At 71.0% G+C, this 18,208-nt stretch carries 18 protein-coding genes; 8 read left to right on the top strand and 10 right to left on the bottom strand.

From position 1 onward, the window contains the following. Positions 1-3 precede the first annotated feature (3 nt). Positions 4-1,026, bottom strand: coding sequence for a zinc-binding dehydrogenase (locus AC0VYL_RS12080; protein WP_475462832.1), 1,023 nt, complete (start codon positions 1,024-1,026; stop codon positions 4-6). 164 nt (positions 1,027-1,190) lie between these two features. Between AC0VYL_RS12080 and AC0VYL_RS12075 the strand changes: the two genes are divergently transcribed. The 3 genes from AC0VYL_RS12075 to AC0VYL_RS12065 are packed head-to-tail and all read left to right on the top strand — an operon-like array spanning position 1,191 to position 4,451. Beyond that, a complete protein-coding gene (locus AC0VYL_RS12075) occupies positions 1,191-1,643 on the top strand; it encodes a helix-turn-helix transcriptional regulator (RefSeq protein WP_475462831.1) in 453 nt (150 codons plus the stop codon). A 10-nt stretch (positions 1,644-1,653) separates the two neighbouring features. Further along, positions 1,654-2,064, top strand: coding sequence for a VOC family protein (locus AC0VYL_RS12070; protein ID WP_475462830.1), 411 nt, complete (start codon positions 1,654-1,656; stop codon positions 2,062-2,064). Continuing rightward, the gene (locus tag AC0VYL_RS12065) at positions 2,061-4,451 is read left to right on the top strand and encodes an ATP-binding cassette domain-containing protein (RefSeq protein WP_475483169.1); all 2,391 of its coding nucleotides are present in this window, start codon (positions 2,061-2,063) and stop codon (positions 4,449-4,451) included. Before AC0VYL_RS12070 ends, AC0VYL_RS12065 begins: the two co-directional genes overlap by 4 nt. A 37-nt stretch (positions 4,452-4,488) precedes the next feature. Here AC0VYL_RS12065 and AC0VYL_RS12060 read toward each other — a convergent pair whose 3' ends face one another. The 8 genes from AC0VYL_RS12060 to AC0VYL_RS12025 form a co-directional block, all read right to left on the bottom strand. Further along, complete coding sequence (locus tag AC0VYL_RS12060; protein ID WP_475483168.1) at positions 4,489-5,859, bottom strand: multicopper oxidase family protein; 1,371 nt, start codon at positions 5,857-5,859, stop codon at positions 4,489-4,491. Continuing rightward, positions 5,849-6,703: a cupredoxin domain-containing protein gene (locus tag AC0VYL_RS12055; RefSeq protein ID WP_475483167.1), complete on the bottom strand. Its 855-nt coding sequence runs from the start codon at positions 6,701-6,703 to the stop codon at positions 5,849-5,851. The genes AC0VYL_RS12060 and AC0VYL_RS12055 overlap by 11 nt, the downstream gene beginning before the upstream one ends. A 194-nt stretch (positions 6,704-6,897) precedes the next feature. Then, positions 6,898-7,473: a TetR/AcrR family transcriptional regulator gene (locus tag AC0VYL_RS12050; RefSeq protein ID WP_475462826.1), complete on the bottom strand. Its 576-nt coding sequence runs from the start codon at positions 7,471-7,473 to the stop codon at positions 6,898-6,900. Positions 7,474-7,579: 106 nt separating this feature from the next. Beyond that, on the bottom strand, positions 7,580-8,260 hold the full coding sequence (locus tag AC0VYL_RS12045) for an O-methyltransferase (protein ID WP_475483166.1): 681 nt from the start codon (positions 8,258-8,260) through the stop codon (positions 7,580-7,582). A gap of 69 nt (positions 8,261-8,329) precedes the next feature. Continuing rightward, positions 8,330-9,265, bottom strand: coding sequence for an NADP-dependent oxidoreductase (locus AC0VYL_RS12040; protein WP_475462824.1), 936 nt, complete (start codon positions 9,263-9,265; stop codon positions 8,330-8,332). Between the two features lie 149 nt (positions 9,266-9,414). Continuing rightward, the gene (locus tag AC0VYL_RS12035) at positions 9,415-10,191 is read right to left on the bottom strand and encodes an SDR family oxidoreductase (protein ID WP_475483165.1); all 777 of its coding nucleotides are present in this window, start codon (positions 10,189-10,191) and stop codon (positions 9,415-9,417) included. Between the two features lie 17 nt (positions 10,192-10,208). Then, positions 10,209-11,450, bottom strand: coding sequence for a cytochrome P450 family protein (locus AC0VYL_RS12030; protein ID WP_475462822.1), 1,242 nt, complete (start codon positions 11,448-11,450; stop codon positions 10,209-10,211). Between the two features lie 12 nt (positions 11,451-11,462). Further along, positions 11,463-12,533, bottom strand: a complete 1,071-nt coding sequence (locus AC0VYL_RS12025; RefSeq protein WP_475462821.1) for a methyltransferase — start codon at positions 12,531-12,533, stop codon at positions 11,463-11,465. Between the two features lie 521 nt (positions 12,534-13,054). Between AC0VYL_RS12025 and AC0VYL_RS12020 the strand changes: the two genes are divergently transcribed. Then, positions 13,055-14,092, top strand: a complete 1,038-nt coding sequence (locus AC0VYL_RS12020; RefSeq protein WP_475483164.1) for a ParB/RepB/Spo0J family partition protein — start codon at positions 13,055-13,057, stop codon at positions 14,090-14,092. A gap of 109 nt (positions 14,093-14,201) precedes the next feature. Beyond that, on the top strand, positions 14,202-15,125 hold the full coding sequence (locus tag AC0VYL_RS12015; protein WP_475483163.1) for an AfsR/SARP family transcriptional regulator: 924 nt from the start codon (positions 14,202-14,204) through the stop codon (positions 15,123-15,125). A 35-nt stretch (positions 15,126-15,160) separates the two neighbouring features. Here the strand turns inward: AC0VYL_RS12015 and AC0VYL_RS12010 are convergent, their stop codons facing one another. Continuing rightward, positions 15,161-15,955 carry an AfsR/SARP family transcriptional regulator gene (locus AC0VYL_RS12010; RefSeq protein WP_475462819.1) on the bottom strand — a complete coding sequence of 265 codons (795 nt, stop codon included), beginning with the start codon at positions 15,953-15,955 and terminating at the stop codon, positions 15,161-15,163. A gap of 213 nt (positions 15,956-16,168) precedes the next feature. Between AC0VYL_RS12010 and AC0VYL_RS12005 the strand changes: the two genes are divergently transcribed. Genes AC0VYL_RS12005 through AC0VYL_RS11995 form a run of 3 tightly spaced genes read left to right on the top strand, consistent with a single transcriptional unit; the run spans position 16,169 to position 18,155 of the window. Beyond that, positions 16,169-17,008: an aromatase/cyclase gene (locus AC0VYL_RS12005; RefSeq protein ID WP_475462818.1), complete on the top strand. Its 840-nt coding sequence runs from the start codon at positions 16,169-16,171 to the stop codon at positions 17,006-17,008. Next, positions 17,005-17,757 carry a cyclase family protein gene (locus AC0VYL_RS12000; protein ID WP_475462817.1) on the top strand — a complete coding sequence of 251 codons (753 nt, stop codon included), beginning with the start codon at positions 17,005-17,007 and terminating at the stop codon, positions 17,755-17,757. Before AC0VYL_RS12005 ends, AC0VYL_RS12000 begins: the two co-directional genes overlap by 4 nt. Positions 17,758-17,771: 14 nt before the next feature. Next, positions 17,772-18,155, top strand: coding sequence for a lipocalin-like domain-containing protein (locus tag AC0VYL_RS11995; RefSeq protein ID WP_475462816.1), 384 nt, complete (start codon positions 17,772-17,774; stop codon positions 18,153-18,155). Positions 18,156-18,208: the final 53 nt, after the last annotated feature.

The following is an 18,208-nucleotide window of genomic DNA, read 5'->3' as shown; positions in this document are numbered from 1 at the left end:
GTGTCAGGGCTGGACGAGGACCTTGAGGACCTCGCGCCGGTCCATCAGCCGGTAGCCCTCCGGGAGGGCGTCGAGGTCGGAGCCGTGGTCGAAGACCAGGCCCGGGTGGACGTTGCCCTCCAGGATGTCGGGAAGCAGTTCCTCGATGTAGGCGCGCACAGGAGCGGGGCCGCCGGTGAGGGTGACGTTCGCGGCGAACATGGCCGACATCCCGATCGGCCCCTGTTCGTACTGGGGCAGGCCCACGCGGCTGACGGTGCCGCCGGGGCGGACCGCGCCCAGTGCCGTCTCGTAGGCGTCCAGGTGGCCGACGGCCTCGATCACCGTGTGGGTGCCCTCGCCCCGGGTCAGTTCCCGGACCCGCTCCACCCCCTCCTCGCCGCGCTCCGCGACCACCTCGACGGCCCCGAACTCACGGCCCAGGTCGGTACGGTCCTTGTGGCGCCCCATGAGGATGATCTCCTCCGCGCCCCTCCTCCGCGCGGCGAGCACGGACAGCAGGCCCACCGCGCCGTCACCGACGACGGTGACCGAGGTGCCGGGGCCGACCCCGGCGGTCACGGCGGCGTGGTGTCCGGTGGGGTAGACGTCGGCCAGGGTCAGCAGCGAGGGCAGCAGGGCGGACTCCTCCCGCACCGGCAGCCGGACCAGCGTGCCCTGGGCCCGCGGGACGCGGACCACCTCGGCCTGGGCCCCGCTGAGCAGCCCCCCGTCCGCGCAGGAGGTGTGCAGTCCCTCCCGGCACAGTCCGCAGGTGTGGTCGGCGTAGGAGAACGGGGACACCACGAGGTCGCCGGGCCTGACCCAGGTGACCTCGGCGCCGGTCTCCTCCACCACGCCGACGAACTCGTGCCCGGCCCGGACCCCCTCCTCGGAGGCGGCCATGCCCCGGTAGGCGTGCAGGTCGCTGCCGCACACGCAGGTGCGCACCACGCGCACCAGGGCGTCGGTCGGATCGACCAGCTCCGGATCGGGCACGTCCTCCACCCGTACGTCACCGGCGCCGTACATCAGGGCCGCTCGCATCGGTTGCCTCCTTCGGGGTCCGACCCCCTCGGCCGTGACCCATCGTGATCCACTGGTTACGACTGGCAAGATAGCGTGTCGGGGCCCGCCTCGGGGCGGCTTCGGCGGGGTCGGGACGCCCGTGCCGCCGGGTCGTCTGGAGTCCGTCGTCCCCCCGTGGCACGATGAGTCGCGTGACCAGTAGATCCACCTCCGAGCAGCACCTGAGCGACCTCGCGCGCCTGCGCCGTGTCCGGGACCGGATCGACCGGGAGTACGCGCGGCCGCTCAACGTCGAGCAGCTGGCCCGGGACGTCCACATGTCGGCGGGACACCTCAGCCGCGCGTTCAGGCGCGCCTACGGCGACTCGCCGTACTCGTACCTCATGACCCGGCGCATCGAGCGCGCCATGGCGCTGCTGCGGCGCGGCGACCTCAGCGTCACCGACGTGTGCTTCGAGGTCGGCTGCTCGTCCCTGGGCACCTTCAGCACCCGCTTCACCGAACTGGTCGGGATGCCGCCCAGCGCCTACCGGAGGCACGCCGTGGGCGAGGCGGAGGGCATGCCCTCGTGCGTGGTCCGTCAGGTCACCAGACCGATCAGGAATCAAGAAGCGCGGCGGCCCGGCCAGTCGTAGTGTGACCAGCATGGACATCAAGATCAACGCCAGTTTCCTGCCGCACACCGACCCGGAGGCCTCGCTGGCCTTCTACCGGGACGTCCTCGGCTTCGAGGTCCGCCTGGACGTCGGGTACGAGGGCATGCGCTGGATCACGGTGGGCCCGGTGGGTCAGCCGGACACCTCCGTGGTCCTGGAGCCCCCGGTGTCCGACCCCGGGGTCACCGACGAGGAGCGCCGGGTCATCTCGGAGATGATGGCCAAGGGCACCTACGCGTTCCTGAACCTGGCCACCCCGGACCTGGACGACGCCTTCGAGCGGATCGTGGCCGCGGGGGCCGAGGTCGTGCAGGAGCCCACCGACCAGCCCTACGGCGTCCGTGACTGCGCCTTCCGCGACCCGGCCGGGAACCTGGTCCGGATCAAGGAGGACCGGTGACCGGGGAACACCCCGACGCACCGCATCCGGCTGACGTCCACGAACTGATCCGGGTGCACGGGGCCCGGGAGAACAACCTCCGGGACGTCGGCATCGAGATCCCCAAGCGCCGCCTGACGGTGTTCACCGGGGTCTCCGGTTCTGGCAAGAGCTCGCTGGTGTTCAGCACGATCGCCGCAGAGTCGCAGCGGATGATCAACGAGACCTACAGCAGCTTCGCCCAGGGGTTCATGCCGTCGATGCCCCGGCCCGACGTGGACGTGCTCGACGGGCTGACCACCGCGATCATCGTCGACCAGGAACGGCTGGGCGCCGACCCGCGCTCCACGGTGGGCACCGCCACCGACGCCAACGCGATGCTGCGCATCCTGTTCAGTCGCCTGGGCCAGCCGCACGTCGGTTCCCCGCAGGCGTTCTCCTTCAACGTCGCCTCGGTCAGGGCCAGCGGCGCCATCACGGTGGAACGCGGTGACCGCAAGACGGTGAAGCAGACCTTCACCCGCACCGGCGGCATGTGCACCCACTGCGAGGGCCGGGGCAAGGTCACCGACTTCGACCTGCGTGAGCTCTACGACGACTCCAGGTCGCTGTCGGAGGGGGCGTTCACCATCCCCGGCTGGAAGTCGGACGACTGGTGGACCGTGCGGACCTACAAGGCGTCGGGGTTCTTCGACCCGGACAAGCCGATCCGCGAGTACACCGAGCAGGAGATGCGGGACTTCCTGTACCACGAGCCGGTCAAGGTGAAGGTCGAGAAGTCGAACCTGACCTTCGAGGGTCTGATCCCCAAGCTGCGCAAGTCGTTCCTGTCGAAGGACAAGGAGGCGATGCAGCCGCACATCCGGGCGTTCGTGGAGCGCGCGGTGACCTTCACCGACTGTCCCGTGTGCGGCGGGACCCGCCTCAGCGAGGCGGCCCGGTCGTCGAGGATCGGGGGCGTGAACATCGCCGAGGTGTGCGCGATGCAGATCAGCGACCTCGCCGCGTGGGTGCGGGACCTGGACGAACCGTCCGCCGCTCCCCTGCTGGAGGCGCTGCGGCGCACCCTGGACTCGTTCGTGGAGATCGGGCTGGGCTACCTCTCGCTCGACCGGGCCGCCGGAACGCTGTCGGGCGGTGAGGCCCAGCGCACCAAGATGATCCGCCACCTGGGGTCCTCGCTCACCGACACCACGTACGTCTTCGACGAACCCACCGCCGGGCTGCACCCGCACGACGTGGAGCGGATGAACCGGCTGCTGCTGCGGCTGCGCGACAAGGGCAACACCGTGCTGGTCGTGGAACACGAGCCGGACACCATCGCGATCGCGGACCACGTCGTGGACCTCGGCCCGGGTGCCGGAGCCGCGGGCGGCACCGTCTGCTTCGAGGGCACGGTCGAGGGGTTGCGGAGCAGCGACACCACCACCGGGCGCCACCTCGACGACCGTGCCGCCCTCAAGGAGGAGGTGCGCGTCCCCACCGGCCGCTTCGAGGTCCGTGGCGCGGACACGCACAACCTGCGCGACGTGGACGTGGACATCCCGCTGGGGGTGCTCACGGTGGTCACCGGGGTGGCGGGGTCGGGCAAGAGCTCACTCGTGCAGGGGTCGCTGGTCGAGGCGGCCTCGGCCGTGGCGGCGGGGGTGGTGGCCGTCGACCAGAGCCCCATCCGCGGCTCGCGGCGCAGCAACCCGGCGACCTACACCGGGCTGCTCGAACCGGTCCGCAAGGCGTTCGCGAAGGCCAACGGGGTCAAACCCGCGCTGTTCAGCGCCAACTCCGAGGGCGCCTGCCCGGTCTGCAAGGGCGTCGGGGTGGTCTACACCGACCTCGGGTTCATGGCCAGCATCGCCTCCACCTGCGAGGAGTGCGACGGCAGGCGGTTCGACACCTCGGTGCTGGAGTACCGCCTGGGCGGGCGCGACATCAGCGAGGTGCTCGCGATGTCGGTGTCCGAGGCGGCCGTGTTCCTCAGTGAGGGCGAGGCGCGGACCCCGGCCGCGCAGAGGATCCTGGACCGGCTGACCGACGTGGGGCTGGGGTACCTGAGCCTGGGCCAGCCGCTCACCACGCTGTCCGGCGGCGAGCGCCAGCGACTCAAACTGGCCGTGCACATGGCGGAGAAGGGCGGGGTGTACGTCCTGGACGAGCCGACCACCGGCCTGCACCTGGCCGACGTCGAGCACCTGCTGGGCCTGCTGGACCGGCTGGTGGAGTCCGGGAAGTCGGTGATCGTGATCGAGCACCACCAGGCGGTGATGGCGCACGCCGACTGGATCATCGACCTCGGCCCGGGGGCGGGCCAGGACGGCGGCCGGGTGGTCTTCGAGGGCACTCCGGCGGAGATCGTCGCGGACCGCTCGACGCTCACCGGCCAGCACCTGGCGGACTTCGTCGGGGGCTGACGGCGGGGCCGGGACCGGCGGCGCGCCGGTCCCGGCCTCACGCGGTGACCTCCAGGACGCCCATCATGCCCAGGTCCTCGTGGTTCAGGATGTGGCAGTGGTAGACGGTCCGGCCCGCGCCGTGCCGGAGGGGCACGAGCAGGCGGACGGTCGACCCGGCCGGGACGTTCACGGTGTCCCGCCAGGCCCGGAAGGGCTCGGGCGCCCCGTCGCGGTCCAGCACCTGCACCGGGTAGCTGTGCAGGTGGAAGGGGTGGTCACTGCCGTGGTCGTTGACCACCTCCCAGATCTCCAGGGTGTCCAGCCGCGCCTCGGCGTCCACCCGGTCCATGTCGAAGATCCGACCGTCGATCGTGAAGGAGCCGTCGGGGGTGGCGCCGAAGACCACCTCCCTGGTCCGGACCGCGTCCTCCGGGTCCAGCTCCTCGATCGGCAGCAGGTGGTCCGGCAGGGCCACCGGTTCGTGCCCGGCGGGCACCTCCACGACCAGCAGGGTCCGCTGCTCGTTGGCCTCCCCTCCCGGTCCGTAGACCGAGTAGGGGAGGCGGACCAGGGCGAGGCGCCCCTCCCCCAACGTGTCCACGAGGACCTCGGCGCGCTCGCCTGGGGCGAGCAGGACCTCCTCGACCTCCCGGGGGCGTTCGACGGGGCCGACGTCGGTGGTGACCAGGTGCGTCGGCACCGCGGTGCCGTCCTCACGCCGGCATCCCAGGAGCAGGTGGTCGCCGGCGGTGGCGTTGAGCAGCCGCAGCCGGGTGAGCCCCGAGCGCGCGGTGACCCGGGGCTGGTCCACGCCGTTGGCCACGACCTCACGTCCCGACCGGGTGAACATCACCAGTCGGTCGTCGGCCGCGTCCAGCGCGGGGACCTCCCGGTCCAGGGGTCCCTCCACGACGATCGGCCCGGCCAGCCCGGCCAGGGTCTGGCGTTCCACGTCTCCGTGGGCGTGCGGGTGGTACCAGTGCGTGCCCGCGCAGCCCTCCGCGACCCGGAACTCCTGGGCGTGGGACTCTCCCGGCAGCACGTGGTGCAGCGGCTGGTCGACCTCGGGGGTGAGCGGCAGTCCGTGCAGGTGCAGACTGCTGGGCGCGTCGATGGTGTTCTCGAACTCCACCCGAACGGTGTCGCCCTCGCGCACCCTCAGCAGCGGGCCCGGGCTCATGCCGTTGTAGGCCAGTCCGATGCCGGTCGACTCCGCGGCCAGCCGGGCGACCCGGACCCCGTCGGCGCCGGTGGTCAGGGGGACCTCGGGCAGGTCCGGGAGTTCGGGTCGGTCGGAGGGCAGGTCCGGGCCTTCCGCCCGGAGCAGGACGGGCAGGGCGGCCGCCCCGGCGACCGCCGCCCCGGCGGCGGCGAGGAAGGCCCGGCGGGCGAGCGGGGAGGTCCGGGAGACGGGCTCAGTGCTCATGGCCGGTCCCCCGCGCCTGCTCGGTGTCCGCCGCGTCCTCGCCGTCGGTGGCGTTCCCGCCCGGGCCGACCACGATCAGGCTCCCGACCATCCCGTTCTCCTCGTGGTCGCCCACGGTGCAGACGAAGGGATAGGTACCGGCGTCGGCCTCGACGACCACCGTACGGGTCCGGCCGCTGGGGACGGTGGTGTCGATCCCCAACGCTTCGACAGCGAAGCTGTGCGACTTGTCGGTGTCGTTGGTGAAGCGGAAGGCGACGGGCTGGCCCTCCGCCACCCGGAGCTGGCCGGGCTCGAAGCGGAAGTTCACCATGTCGACGGTGGGCAGGGCGGCGACCTCCGCGTCGGTGAGGTCGCCGGTGTCGTCGGCCTGCGGGCTGGCCAGGACCATGCCGAGTCCGAGCACGGCGCCCAGTGCCGCGCCGAGGAGGACACCGATCGCGGACCGGCGGCGTGAGGGGCTTCCGGTGCGTTCGGACCGGTACAGCACGGCGGTGGTCAGGGCGGTTCCGGCGGCGAGGACGGTCAGCGCGGCCACCGCGAAGGGGACGGCGTCGCCGGGTCGTGTCAGGTCGAAGGAGAGTTCGACCGCACGCGTCGGGAGCAGCGCGAGGACGGCCAGGACGGCGGCGACCGGAGCCCATCGCGCGCCGCGCCAGTAGCCCAGGGCCGCGGCCAGGGGCAGGAGGGCCAGCGAGGCCTGCACCGGGTTGACTCCCCCGGCGGTGACCAGGGTGGCGACGAGGGTCGTGGTGGTCAGCACCAGGGTGGAGACGAGAGCCGTCCCCGTGGTGGGTCCGGTCCCGCCGGATGCGTCGGCGCGGGTTTCGGGGGTCGCTGTCATGGCGTCGCCTCTCTGGGTCGGGGGTCGTGCACGGGGTTGCGGACCGCTGCGGGGCGAGGCGACGGTGTCGGGAACAGCTATTGTGTGAGCACTCACTCACACACATGAGCCGAATATGTGCCCGCCTCTCAGCGGGCACGAACGAGGAGGGGACGGCTCAGGCGGACGTCAGGGGACGGACCGCTCCGGCCGCGTCACCCCGTGGATCGGGGGTGGTGGGTCATGCCGTTGGCCAGGGTGCGCGCCCACGGGGCGTCCACCTCGTCCAGGTCGAGGGCGGTGATCAGGTGGCACATCAGGCCCATGGCGAAGAAGTACTGGACCTGGTCGCGGGTGCCTCCCGAGAGCGAGTGCGCCAGGGTGACCGCCGAGGCGTAGCCCTTCCTGAACGCCTCGCGGATCTCCGGGACGTCGGTGGCGCTCTGCGCGTGCACCTGGATCATGAGCAGGTCCCGGTCGGCGATCAGCGCGGCGTAGGCGTCGCCCATCCCCTCCAGGACCTGGGCGGCCGAGCCCCCGAGGGAGCCCTCCGCCCCTTCGCGCAGGGCCTGTTCGACGCGCTCGAAGCACAGCTCCAGCGTCGCCGTGAACAGCCCCAGCTTGCTGCCGAACAGGCGGAAGACATAGGCCTGGGAGATCCCGGCCGCGTCAGCGATGTCGGTCACCGGGGTCGCGTGGTAGCCGCTCTTCGCGAAGGCGGACACCGCGTGTTTCAGGATCAGGACCCGGCGCGCCTCCGCCGTGGAACGCCCTCCGTCTTTCGGACTCATGATTGTGAGTACACACTCACATCCGACTTCTGTCAACCCCCACCCCACCACGGCGGGGTCGGCGCGCCCGCGCGGGGCCCGCCGACCCCTGGCCGGATTCGGTCGCTCAGCCGAGCTTGAGGCAGGCCTGGACCCCCTGGTGGACCGGGAGCCGCAGGGACAGGTACCCGCTGGCCGGGTCGTCGACGTGGTCGAGGAAGTCCTTGTTGATGTCCCGGCCGACGTCGAGGTCGATGTCGTCGACGACCACCAGGGAACCGGGCCGCAGCCGGGGCTGGACCAGGTCGAGGACGGGCAGCCTCAGGGTGGGCCACCCGTCCAGGTGCAGGAGGTCGACCTCGTCGGGCAGGTCCGCCAGCGTCTCCAACGCGTCACCGACCCGGAGCTCGACGATGTCGTCCAGTCCTGCGGCGGCGAAGTTCTCGTTCGCCAGCCGTGCCTTGTCCCGCTGGAGTTCGGTCGTGATCACCCGCCCGCCGCCGTTGTCGCGCACGGCGGAGGCCAGGTAGAGCGCCGAGACGCCGAACGACGCGCCGAACTCCACCACGGTGCGGGCCCCGGCCGCCCGGGCGAACAGGTACAGCAGATCCCCGGCCTCCCCGGACACCGGCATGATGATGTCCTTCGCCCGTTCCGCGAGCTCGGCGGGGCTCAGGTCGAGGGGGAAGTCGGCGGTGACGTCCACCCCGGCCTCCGCGAAGGCCTCCGCCATGTTCTGTCGCCCCTCTGCGGCCCGCAGCCGTTCCAGGGTCGAGACGACCGGTTCCGAGTACAGCGTCGATGACATGGGGACACTCCTTGGGTCGTTGGGTCTCCCGGCACCGACCGGTCACGGAACAGTGAGGGAGGGCTCGGTTCAGGGGATGAGGATGGTCCGCCCCTCCAGCTCCCCGTCGTAGGCGAGGTCGTGGACGGCGGCCAGGTCGGAGATCGGCCGCCGCTCGGCGACGTCGATCCGCAGTTCTCCGGCGTCGACGCGCCGGACCAGCTCGGCGAGCTGGTCGGCGTCGTTGCGCGCGAACACCTGCACCGCGCGGACGCCACGGCCGAGGTCCTCCGGCGGTGCGACCGTGGTGCTGACGAAGGCGCCGCCGTCGGCGACCAGTTCCGCCAGCGCCGCCGTCTCCTCGGGGCCGGTGCGCACCAGGTGCAGCACGATGTCGAACCGCTCCCCGGCCGCCGCCTCCGGAACCGGGGTGGCGGTGTAGTCGATGACGCGCTTCGCGCCGTAGGAACCGACGCGGTGACGACTGCGGGCGCTGGCGGTGGCGGTGACGATGGCTCCGGCACGCGAGGCGAGCTGGACGGCGTACCGACCCACCCCGCCGCCCGCGCCGTTGATCAGGATGTTCTGCCCCGGCTTCAGGTCGGCGTGCTCGAAGAGCGACTGCCAGGCGGTCACCCCGACCGAGGGCAGCGCCGCGGCCTCGGCCAGGTCACCGGTCGTATGGGGCGCCGCGGCCAACGTGTCGGCGGGCACGGCCACGTACTCGGCGGCGGCGCCGGGCGCGGTCATCGGCAGGAACGCCACCACGGGGTCCCCGACCTCCCAGCCGACCACGCCCTCGCCCACCTCGTCGACGACTCCGGCGACGTCGTAGTTGGGGATGTGCGGGAACGCCACCGGGAAGACCTCCTTCACCACCCCGGCGCGGATCGGGACGTCCACCGGGTTGAAGGCGGTCGCGGCCACCTGGACCACCACCTGCCCCCGAGCCGCCACGGGGCGTTCCGCCTCTTCGAGGACCAGGACGTCGCTGTCTCCGTAGGAGTGGAAGCGCATCGCCTTCATGATCTCTCTCCTTCTCTCGCGTTACTTCCCGCCAAGCATGGTCAGGCACCTTTATAAGCGACCCTAATCAAACAAGTCAACCAACCTGACTATTCTGTGCGAGGGAGTCCGGGAACGGACCGGTCCCCGCCCCGGTCCGCCCCGAGCGGTCAGTGGAGCGTGCGGGGCCGCAGTGCCAGGCCACCGGTCGCGTCGATGACCTGACCGGTGATCCAGCGCGCGCGGTCGGAGGCGAGGAAGGCGACCACGTCCGCGATGTCGTCGGGCCGCCCGACCCTCCCCAGGGCGGTCGCCGCGCGGACCCCGGCCTGCGCCTCGGGGGACTCCCGGAGTGAGGCGAACACGTCGGTGTCGGTGATCCCCGGGGCCACGGTGTTCACGGTGACGCCCCGGTGACCCAGTTCCACCGCGAGGCTGCGCCCCATGATGTCCAGGGCGCCCTTGCTCATGACGTAGGCGACCGCGGGCACCGCCGTACGGGCCGCCAGGGTCGAGACGCTGACGATCCGACCTCCGTCGGACAGGACCGGCAGCAGCCGCTTGACGAGGAACAGCGGGGCCTTGGTGTTGACGGCGACGAGTCGGTCGAACTCGGCGGGCGTCAGCTGCTCCAGGGTGCTGAAGCTGACCGTCGCCGCGTTGTTGACCAGGACGTCCAACCGGTCGCGTCCGGCGTGCTCCCGCAGCCCGGAGAGCAGCCCGGCCGCCAGCGTCTCCACGTCGCCGTCCGTCCCGAACTCGGCTCGGACCGCGAACGCCCTACCCCCGTCCTTCTCGATCGCCGTGACCGTCTCCCGCGCGGCCTCGGAGTTGGATCCGTAGTGCACGGCGACGACGGCGCCCTCACCGGCGAGCCGCTGGGCGATGGCTCGCCCGATGCCACGCGAGGCGCCGGTCACCAGCGCCGTCTTCCCGTCGAGTTCCACAGGGGTCCTCCCGTTCGTCATGGGGTCGGGCGCGTGAGGCGCACGGGCAGTCCGGCGTGGGCGTTCATGATGAACGACCCCCGGGGTTCGAGCTCGTCGGGCGCCACGGCCAGGCTCAGGTCCGGGAAGCGCTCGAACAGGGCGGGAAGGGCGATGCCCGCCTCCAGCCGAGCCAGGGAGGAGCCCATACAGAAGTGGGTTCCGAGGCCGAACGAGAGGTGGTCCTTGCGCTCCCGGGTGATGTCGAACGCGTCGGCCGTGGGGCCGTGCAGGTCCGGGTCCCGTCCGGCGGCGGCGTAGGCGATGAGGATGGGCTCCCCGCGAGGGACGACCACGCCGTCGAGTTCGACGTCCTCGACCGCGAACCGGAACGGCAGCTGGGCGATGGGCGACTGGTTCCTGAGCGTCTCCTCCACGACGTCCTCCCAGCCGCGCCGCCCCGTACGGACCAGCTCGTACTGGTCGGGGTGGGTGAGCAGGGCGACGATCGCGTTGCAGAGCAGGTTGGTCACCGTCCCCGAGCCCGCGCTGAGGATCAGGTTCAGCGTGCCGAGCAGTTCGTCCTGGCTGAGCCGGGAGCCGTCCTCCTCGCGTGCCCGGATGAGCGCGCTGGTCAGGTCATCGCCGGGCTCGCGGCGCCTGGCCTCGATGAGGTCCCCGATCGCCCGCTGCCACTGCTCGACGTTGCGCCTGGCCTCCTCGCCGCCGATCCGAGTGTCGGTGTTGGCCTCGCCGCCGCGCAGCACCGCGTCACGGGACTCCTCGGGCACCCCGAAGAGCTCGCACACGACCCGGCCCGGAAGCGGGGTGCCGTACCCGGCCTTGAGGTCGACCGCCTCACCGGCGGGGACGGCGGCGAGGTCGTCCAGGAGGGCGCGGGTGATGCGCTCGACGCGCGGTCGCATGTCCTCGACGCGGCGCCGCGTGAACGCCCGGGAGATCAGGCCGCGCAGCCTGGTGTGGTCGGCGCCGTACGCGGTGGTCATGTTGTCGCCCGCCCAGTCGAGCAGCGGCCAGTCGGGGTCGAGTTGCCCGTTGGCGAAGGCGGTCCAGTGCCGACGCGGGTCCTTGGAGATCCGGGGGTCGGTGAGCACCCGCCGCACGAGGTCGTGGCCGGTGACCGACCATGCCCGGACGTCCCCCGGCAGCACCACCGGGGTCACCGGACCGTGCGACCGGAGCCGCGCCGCCTCCGCGTGGACGTCGGCTCCGGTGCGGTCCAGGACGACGGGGCACCGTCCGGTCGTCTCGGTCGTCATGCCTGCCTCCGGTCAGCTCGCGTCGGCGGTCTTGGTCCCGGAGATCACGATGTGATCCACCAGGTTGCTCACGTAGAAGCGCACGGAGGGCGTGAAACCGGCCTCGGCCATCCAGCCCTCGTACTCCCTCGGGGTGTAGACCATGCCCTCACCGGACGCGACGGCGTGGAAGTAGGCCGACAGTTCGGCGGCGTGCCGGGGACCGGTCTCGTCGTCGTCCTGGAACGGGGTCACCACGAAGATCCCGGCGTTCGGGCCGACCGCCCGCGCGGCCTTCCGCACGACCGCGCGGATCCGCTCCACGGACCAGATCTCCAGGAAGTGCGCGAAGAGCACGCAGTCGAAGTCACCCTCGGGGAACTCGTCCTCGAAGGCGTCCAGGCCCACCGCGCGCACCCGCTCGTCGAGCCCGGCCTCCGCGACACGCTCGTTGGCCTCCTTCGCCACCGTGGGAAGGTCGACGATGGTGATCCGCAGGTGCGGCCACTTGCGGGCGAGCTTGGTCGCGTTGACACCGGTGCCGCCCCCGATGTCCAGCACGTGGTTGAAGGAGGACAGGTCGAGGCTCTCCGCGAGCTCGTCGGACACCTTCTGGCTGAACCCGCCCATGGCGTTGTGGAAGGCGCGCTCCAGAGCCGGGTCGGTGGTCAGCCGCTCGTAGAGGCTCTTCGTGTCCTCACCGAACTCCCGGCGCAGACCCACGTTGCTGTTCTGCCGCAGCGACTCCAGGAACCAGCCCATGGGGCGGTAGGTGATGTGCTGGTGGTACGGGATGAACGCGGCCGGAACCTGGTCGGTGTCGGTCGTGAGCGGCTCGGTGATCTCGCTGTTGCGGTAGCGGTCGCCGTCCTTGCGCACCAGACCGAAGGCGGTGCAGCCGAGCAGCAGGATGCGGGTCGGTTGGTCCTGCATCTCCAGTCGGCGCGCGATCTCGGCCCTGGTCGCGCCGGGCCGCTCGGCCAGGTACGAGAACAGGCCGGACTCGAAGGCGGCGCTCAGGTACTGGAAACGGTAGTGCGCGATGTAGATCGCGCGGAGTTCGTCCTGCGGGTCGACCGTCGGTGCGTCCTGCGTCTGGGTCATCTCGTGCTTCCTCCTGGGTGCGCTGCCGCCTCGGGTGTCGCGAGTGCGACGGATCGGATGGAACGTTGTCAGCCCCCTCTCAAACTTCGATCGAACGCCGCTAGCGGGGCCCAGGGCGCCGCTCGGGTTCGCGGCGTGTGGGCGGGACGCCCTTTCGGTCCCGGAAGCGAACTGTTCGGGCGCCACCGAACGGCCACAATCGGCCAGTTCGCCATTGACCTCCGCTGCGGGGACACGGAACGGCGCATTTCGTCAGGCCAGGGGCGCTCCGGTGTTGTCACACAACTCCGCAGGAGGCTCGTTTCCATTCCGAGAACAGGGACGAGCTGGGAAAACTCATTTTGTTGACAGGTTCGCGGAAACACTTTTAGTCTCTACCAACTGAGCTGGTAGCCAATTCTTGATCCCGCAGTCACCGGAGAGTCTCTTTTTGTGACGTGGAGGTTACTCAAAGTGGTCAATTCCGCACCCGCCGGGACCGAACCCCCGACGGCACCCGCTCCACGACAGCCCCTCCCCCGGTGACGTTCGACGCCGTCGAACGCCTCCCGGTGCACACGGTGCCGATCGGCTCCCTTCTCGACGGGAACTCACCACGGTCGTCCGGACCGAACCGGCAGCATGTCCGGGCACTCTCCCAGGCAGAGGACCCCCTGCCCCCGATCCTGGTCCACCGCCCCACCATGCGGGTCATCGACGGAGCGCACCGCATGGCGGCGGCGCGGCTGCGCGGCGACGAGGAGATCCGGGCGCGCCTGTTCGACGGGCCGGAGGAGGCCGCCTTCGTCATCGCCGTGCACGCCAACACCACCCACGGACTGCCGCTGTCCCTCGCGGACCGCACCGTGGCGGCCGTGCGCATCCTGGCCCTGCACCCCGAGTGGTCGGACCGGGCCATCGCGCGGACCGCCGGACTCTCCGCGTCCACCGTGGGCTCCCTCCGACAGCGTGCGACTGTCGGCTCCGAGCAGTCGAACACCCGCCTGGGCCGCGACGGCAGGCGGCGGCCGGTCAACGCCGCGCTGGCCCGACGCCGGGCGGCCCGGTTCATCAGGGACCACCCGGACTCCTCGCTCCGGGGCATCGCCGACGCGGCCGGGACTTCCACCGCGACCGCCCGGGACGTGCGGCAACGGCTCAGTGCCGGGATCGACCCCGTTCCACCCCGGCTCCAGAGGGCGGAACAGAAGGCGAAGGTGAGCGCGACGACGGCCAGAGACCGGCCCGGGCGCACCCGACCCGATCGGGCCGCCGACCGGCCTCCCGAGGTGATCGTGCCGCTGCTCCGGCGGGATCCCGCGCTGCGCTCCACTGAGACCGGGCGAGCCCTGCTCCGCAGCTTCACCTCCCACATCCGCTACGCCGGGGCCTCCAGCGCCCACGTCGATCGGCTGCCACCGCACTCGCTCCTGCTCGCGCTGGAGGCCGCGCGCGGACTCGCGCAGCTCTGGAACCGCTTCGCCGACGAACTGGAGGAGCGCGCGCTCGGGCACGGGGAGACGGACGCCGTGAGGACGGAGAGCCCTGCGGCGAATTTACCTGAATTAAGGACTCCTTAACACCGACACAACTTTGGCCACGAATCAACAGGGGAATACCACTAACCTTCATAAAGCCCCTTGACGACTTTTCTCAAGGAGCTTGACCACCCTGTGGCCAACGAATACAATGAGCCATGACCAGGTGGCGGAGCAAGAATGGAATCCCCTTGGACACGCCTCCGCTACAAGGACTTCACTCGGAGGCAAAGTGGACATCAAGGTACTTGGACCACTCTCCATCAACCATTCTTCCGGAGAGATTTCACCCAGCGCCCAGAAACCGCGCAAGATGCTCTCCCTGTTACTCCTGAATTATTCTCGGATGGTGCCCAGCGCCTCCCTGATGCGGGAGTTATGGAAGGACTGCCCGCCCAAGACCGCTCCGGCGACCCTCCAGACCTACGTCTTCCGGCTCCGCAAGAAGCTGGCCGAGGCCACGGGCCTGACACCGGCCGAGGTCGCCAACGACGTCCTCCAGACCACCCCGAACGGCTACCGGTTCGTCGCCGCCCTCGGAGACTTCGACCTGCACGCCTACCACCGACTCGGTCAGGCGGGCATCCGGGCCATTGAGGAGCACGACCTCCACGCGGCGGCCGAGGACTTCCGCCTGGCCCTGCGGCTCTGGCGCGGGCCCGCGGTGGCCGACGTGGTGCCGGGTCCGCTGATCCGAGCCGAGGTGGCCGGACTGGAACAGTCCCGGCTGACGATGCTCGACCAGCGCATCGAACTGGAGCTCAGGCTGGGTCGGCACCACGAACTGCTCGGTGAACTGGCGGCCCTGGTGTCCCGCCATCCCTTCCGCGAGGACATGCACGCCCAGTTCATGATCGCGCTGTATCGCTCGGGATACCGCACACGCGCCCTGGAGACCTTCCAGCAGCTCCGTCAGAACATGATCACGGAGCTCGGACTCGAACCCTCCAGCAGGCTCCAGGCCGCCCACCAGGCCGTACTGGCCTCCGACTCCGACCTCGACGGAATGACCGTGATCGCGCTGCCGTGTTCCAACGGACTGCCGGAGCTTCCGGCGATGGCCAGTTCCTTCTGACCCCCGCGGTCCGGTGAGCCGGGGCCCGTCCCCGGTCACCGGACCGGGACCGGCCCCTCCGACACGGCGGCGTCGCAGACCTGGACCGCGTGCCACCGGTGCCACAGCTCCCGTGAGGGCTCACACCCCAGCTCGGCGGCCATGTTCTCGCGGAGCCGGGCGAAGACCTCCAGCGCACCGGCCCGGTCACCGGACCGGTGCAGCGCCAGCATGAACCGGGAGTGCAGCCCCTCGTTGAGGGGGTGCCGGGCGGCGAGCCGCGCCAGACCGCTCAGCATCTCGCGGTGCCGGCCCATGTGCAGGTGCGCGTCGAAGAGGAGCGTCACCGTGTTCAACCGGGACTCCTCCAGCCGCTCCACCGCCGTCCGCAGCAGCCAGCCGTGCCGGACGTCAACCAGCGCCGGACCGCGCCACAGGTCCAAGGCCCGCGTGAACAGGTAGCTCGACTCCACGAGGTCGCCCGCCCGCAGCAGCTCGGCGCCGCGCGTCTCCAGGGAGCGGTACTCGCGCAGGTCGAAGCCGTCCGGCCCCAGGGTCAGCCGGTATCCGCCCTGGCACGTCCGCAGGACCTCCTCGGCGACCACGGCCGTGGAGTACCCCAACCACTCGGCGATCATCACGCGCAGGCGCAGGATGTGGGTCTGGAGCGTGGTCGTCGCGCTGCGCGGCGGCGACTCGTCCCACAACTCCGTCAGCAGCGCGTGGGTGGGGACGACGCGGGACTCGTTGATCAGCAGCAGGGACAGGAGCTGCCTCAGCTTGGGCGCGCTCGGAATGAGGTCGCGCCCCTTCTCGTGGATCGACAAAGAGCCCAGAACCCTGATGTCCATGTTCCCCGTCCCCGTATGGAGTCCGCGATCGCGGACACCGGTTCGCGGCCGACACCCCCGACCGGCCGACCGCAGCGACATTAGCAAGCAGGCGTTCGTGTGTGCGATCAGATCGCGCTGGCCACACACCCGTACAGCGGGGGTTTAGGGGATTTTGAGATCGGACTCGTACGTTCGACGCGCACGGCCGTCAACCAGCACGGAGGTATCGCGGTGATCATCCACACCCTGATCTATCGATTCGCGGAATCGGTGACCGGAGAGGAGCGCGAACAGTTCTTCGCCGAACTGCGCGGGGTCGCCCTGGAATCGGGTCTGGTCACGGGATTCGGCCACGGCGACCACCTCCGGTTGCCCGTGGACGACGACGCCAAGGGCACGACCGCCCACGCCGTGGCCCAGTTCGCCTGTGCCGACCTGGAGACGCTGCGCGCGTTCTCCGAGCTCCCCCACGTGCACGAGCACATCTCCCGCTGGCGGTCGAGGATCGACTACCACGCGGCGTACGCCAACCACGAGGAACTGCTGGGACTGTCGAGCGCCACGGAGGCCAACCCCATGCACCATACCGAGCACACCATCACCGTCGACGCCCCCGCCGACACCGTCTGGGAGGTGCTGGTCGACGTCGAGGGCTACGCCCGGATCTTCCCCCCGACGGAGGACGTGAAGATCCTGGAGGAGTCGCCGGAGCACCAGATCGCCCGACTGGTGGTCGACGTCAACGGCGCGATCCAGTCCTGGGTCTCCCGGCGCGACATCGACTCCGAACGGAGGGTCATCGCCTACCGGCAGCTGGAGAACGCGCCGCTCATGGGCTACATGGGCGGTGAGTGGCGCGCGCTGCCGCTCGGTGAGGCCAGCACCCAGCTGGTGCTGACCCACGACTTCCGCCCCCGCGAACCGGAGAACGGGAAGGTCGCGGGGGTGTACACCTTCGAGGAGGCCGACGCGATGATCAAGGCCGCGGTGGAGCGCAACAGCGTGGCCGACCTCGGCGCGGTGAAGGACGAGGCGGAGCGGCTGTTCGCGGGCGGGGAGCGCGCGGCATGACACGGTTCGTCGATCTGAGCGTGGTGCTGCGGGACACGCCGAGCGAGGCCACCCCGGTGAAGATCGACCTCCTCGACCACCGAGACGGCGCCACCGTGCTCGGCCTGTCACCGACGGACTTCCCGGACGGGATGGCCATCTCCAACGAGACCGTCACGCTGACGACCCACACCGGGACCCACATGGACGCCCCGCTCCACTACGGACCGTTCAGCGGCGGCGCCCCCGCCCGGAGCATCGACCAGGTACCGCTGGAGTGGTGCCACGGTCCCGGGGTCCGGCTGGACCTGCGGCACGTGCCCGCCGGCGAGGGGATCACCGTCGCCCACCTGGAGGAGGCGCTCGACGCGATCGGGCACGAGCTCTCCCCGGGTGACATCGTCCTGCTCTGGACCGGGGCCGACGAGCTGTGGGGCGGCCCGGACTACCTCACCTCGTACGCGGGGCTCACCGGCGAGGGGACCGCCCACCTGGTGGAGCGGGGCGTCCGGGTGATCGGGATCGACGCGTGGGGACTCGACCGCCCCATGCGTTCGATGATCGAGGACTACCGGCGCACCGGCGACCGACGCCACCTGTGGCCCGCGCACATCTACGGCCGGACCCGGGAGTACGTCCAGTTGGAGAAGCTGGCCGGTCTCGGCGGGCTGCCCTCCGCCACCGGTTTCACCACCGTCTGCTTCCCAGTGCCGGTCGGCGGCGCGGGCGCCGGCTGGACGCGTGTCGTGGCCATCGTCGACGAGTCCTGAGCGGGAGGCGAAGGATGGACCCGACCGACCTGGTGGGGACCTGGCGGCTCACGGCGTTCCACGACGTCGACGGGGCCGGGCGGACCGGAGAGGGTCCGCTCGGCCCCGAGCCCTCGGGCCTGCTGATCTACACCGCCGACGGACACGTCTCCGTCAGTATGACCCGGACCGGTTCCGGTCCCGGTCCGCGTTTCATGGGTTACGCCGGACGGTGGTCCCTCAGTGGCGACCACGTCCGGCACCGGATCGAGGTCGCCGCGCGGCCGGACTGGGTCGGCACCGAGCAGAGCCGCCGGGCCGAGCTGGAGGGCGACCGGTTGACGCTGCACGCCGCCACCACCATCGACGGGAGCGAGCGGCGACGCCTGCTGTGCTGGCGGAGGGTCGCCGGGCGCTGAGGCCGCGGCGTCGGCCCGGGCACGTCACGAGGGCCCGGGCCGACGCCGCGCGT

It is taken from the genome of Nocardiopsis sp. iso_238 (assembly GCF_056173325.1).
The sequence above is the reverse complement of the archived record's forward strand: the minus strand, read 5'-3'. Positions and strand labels throughout refer to the sequence as shown.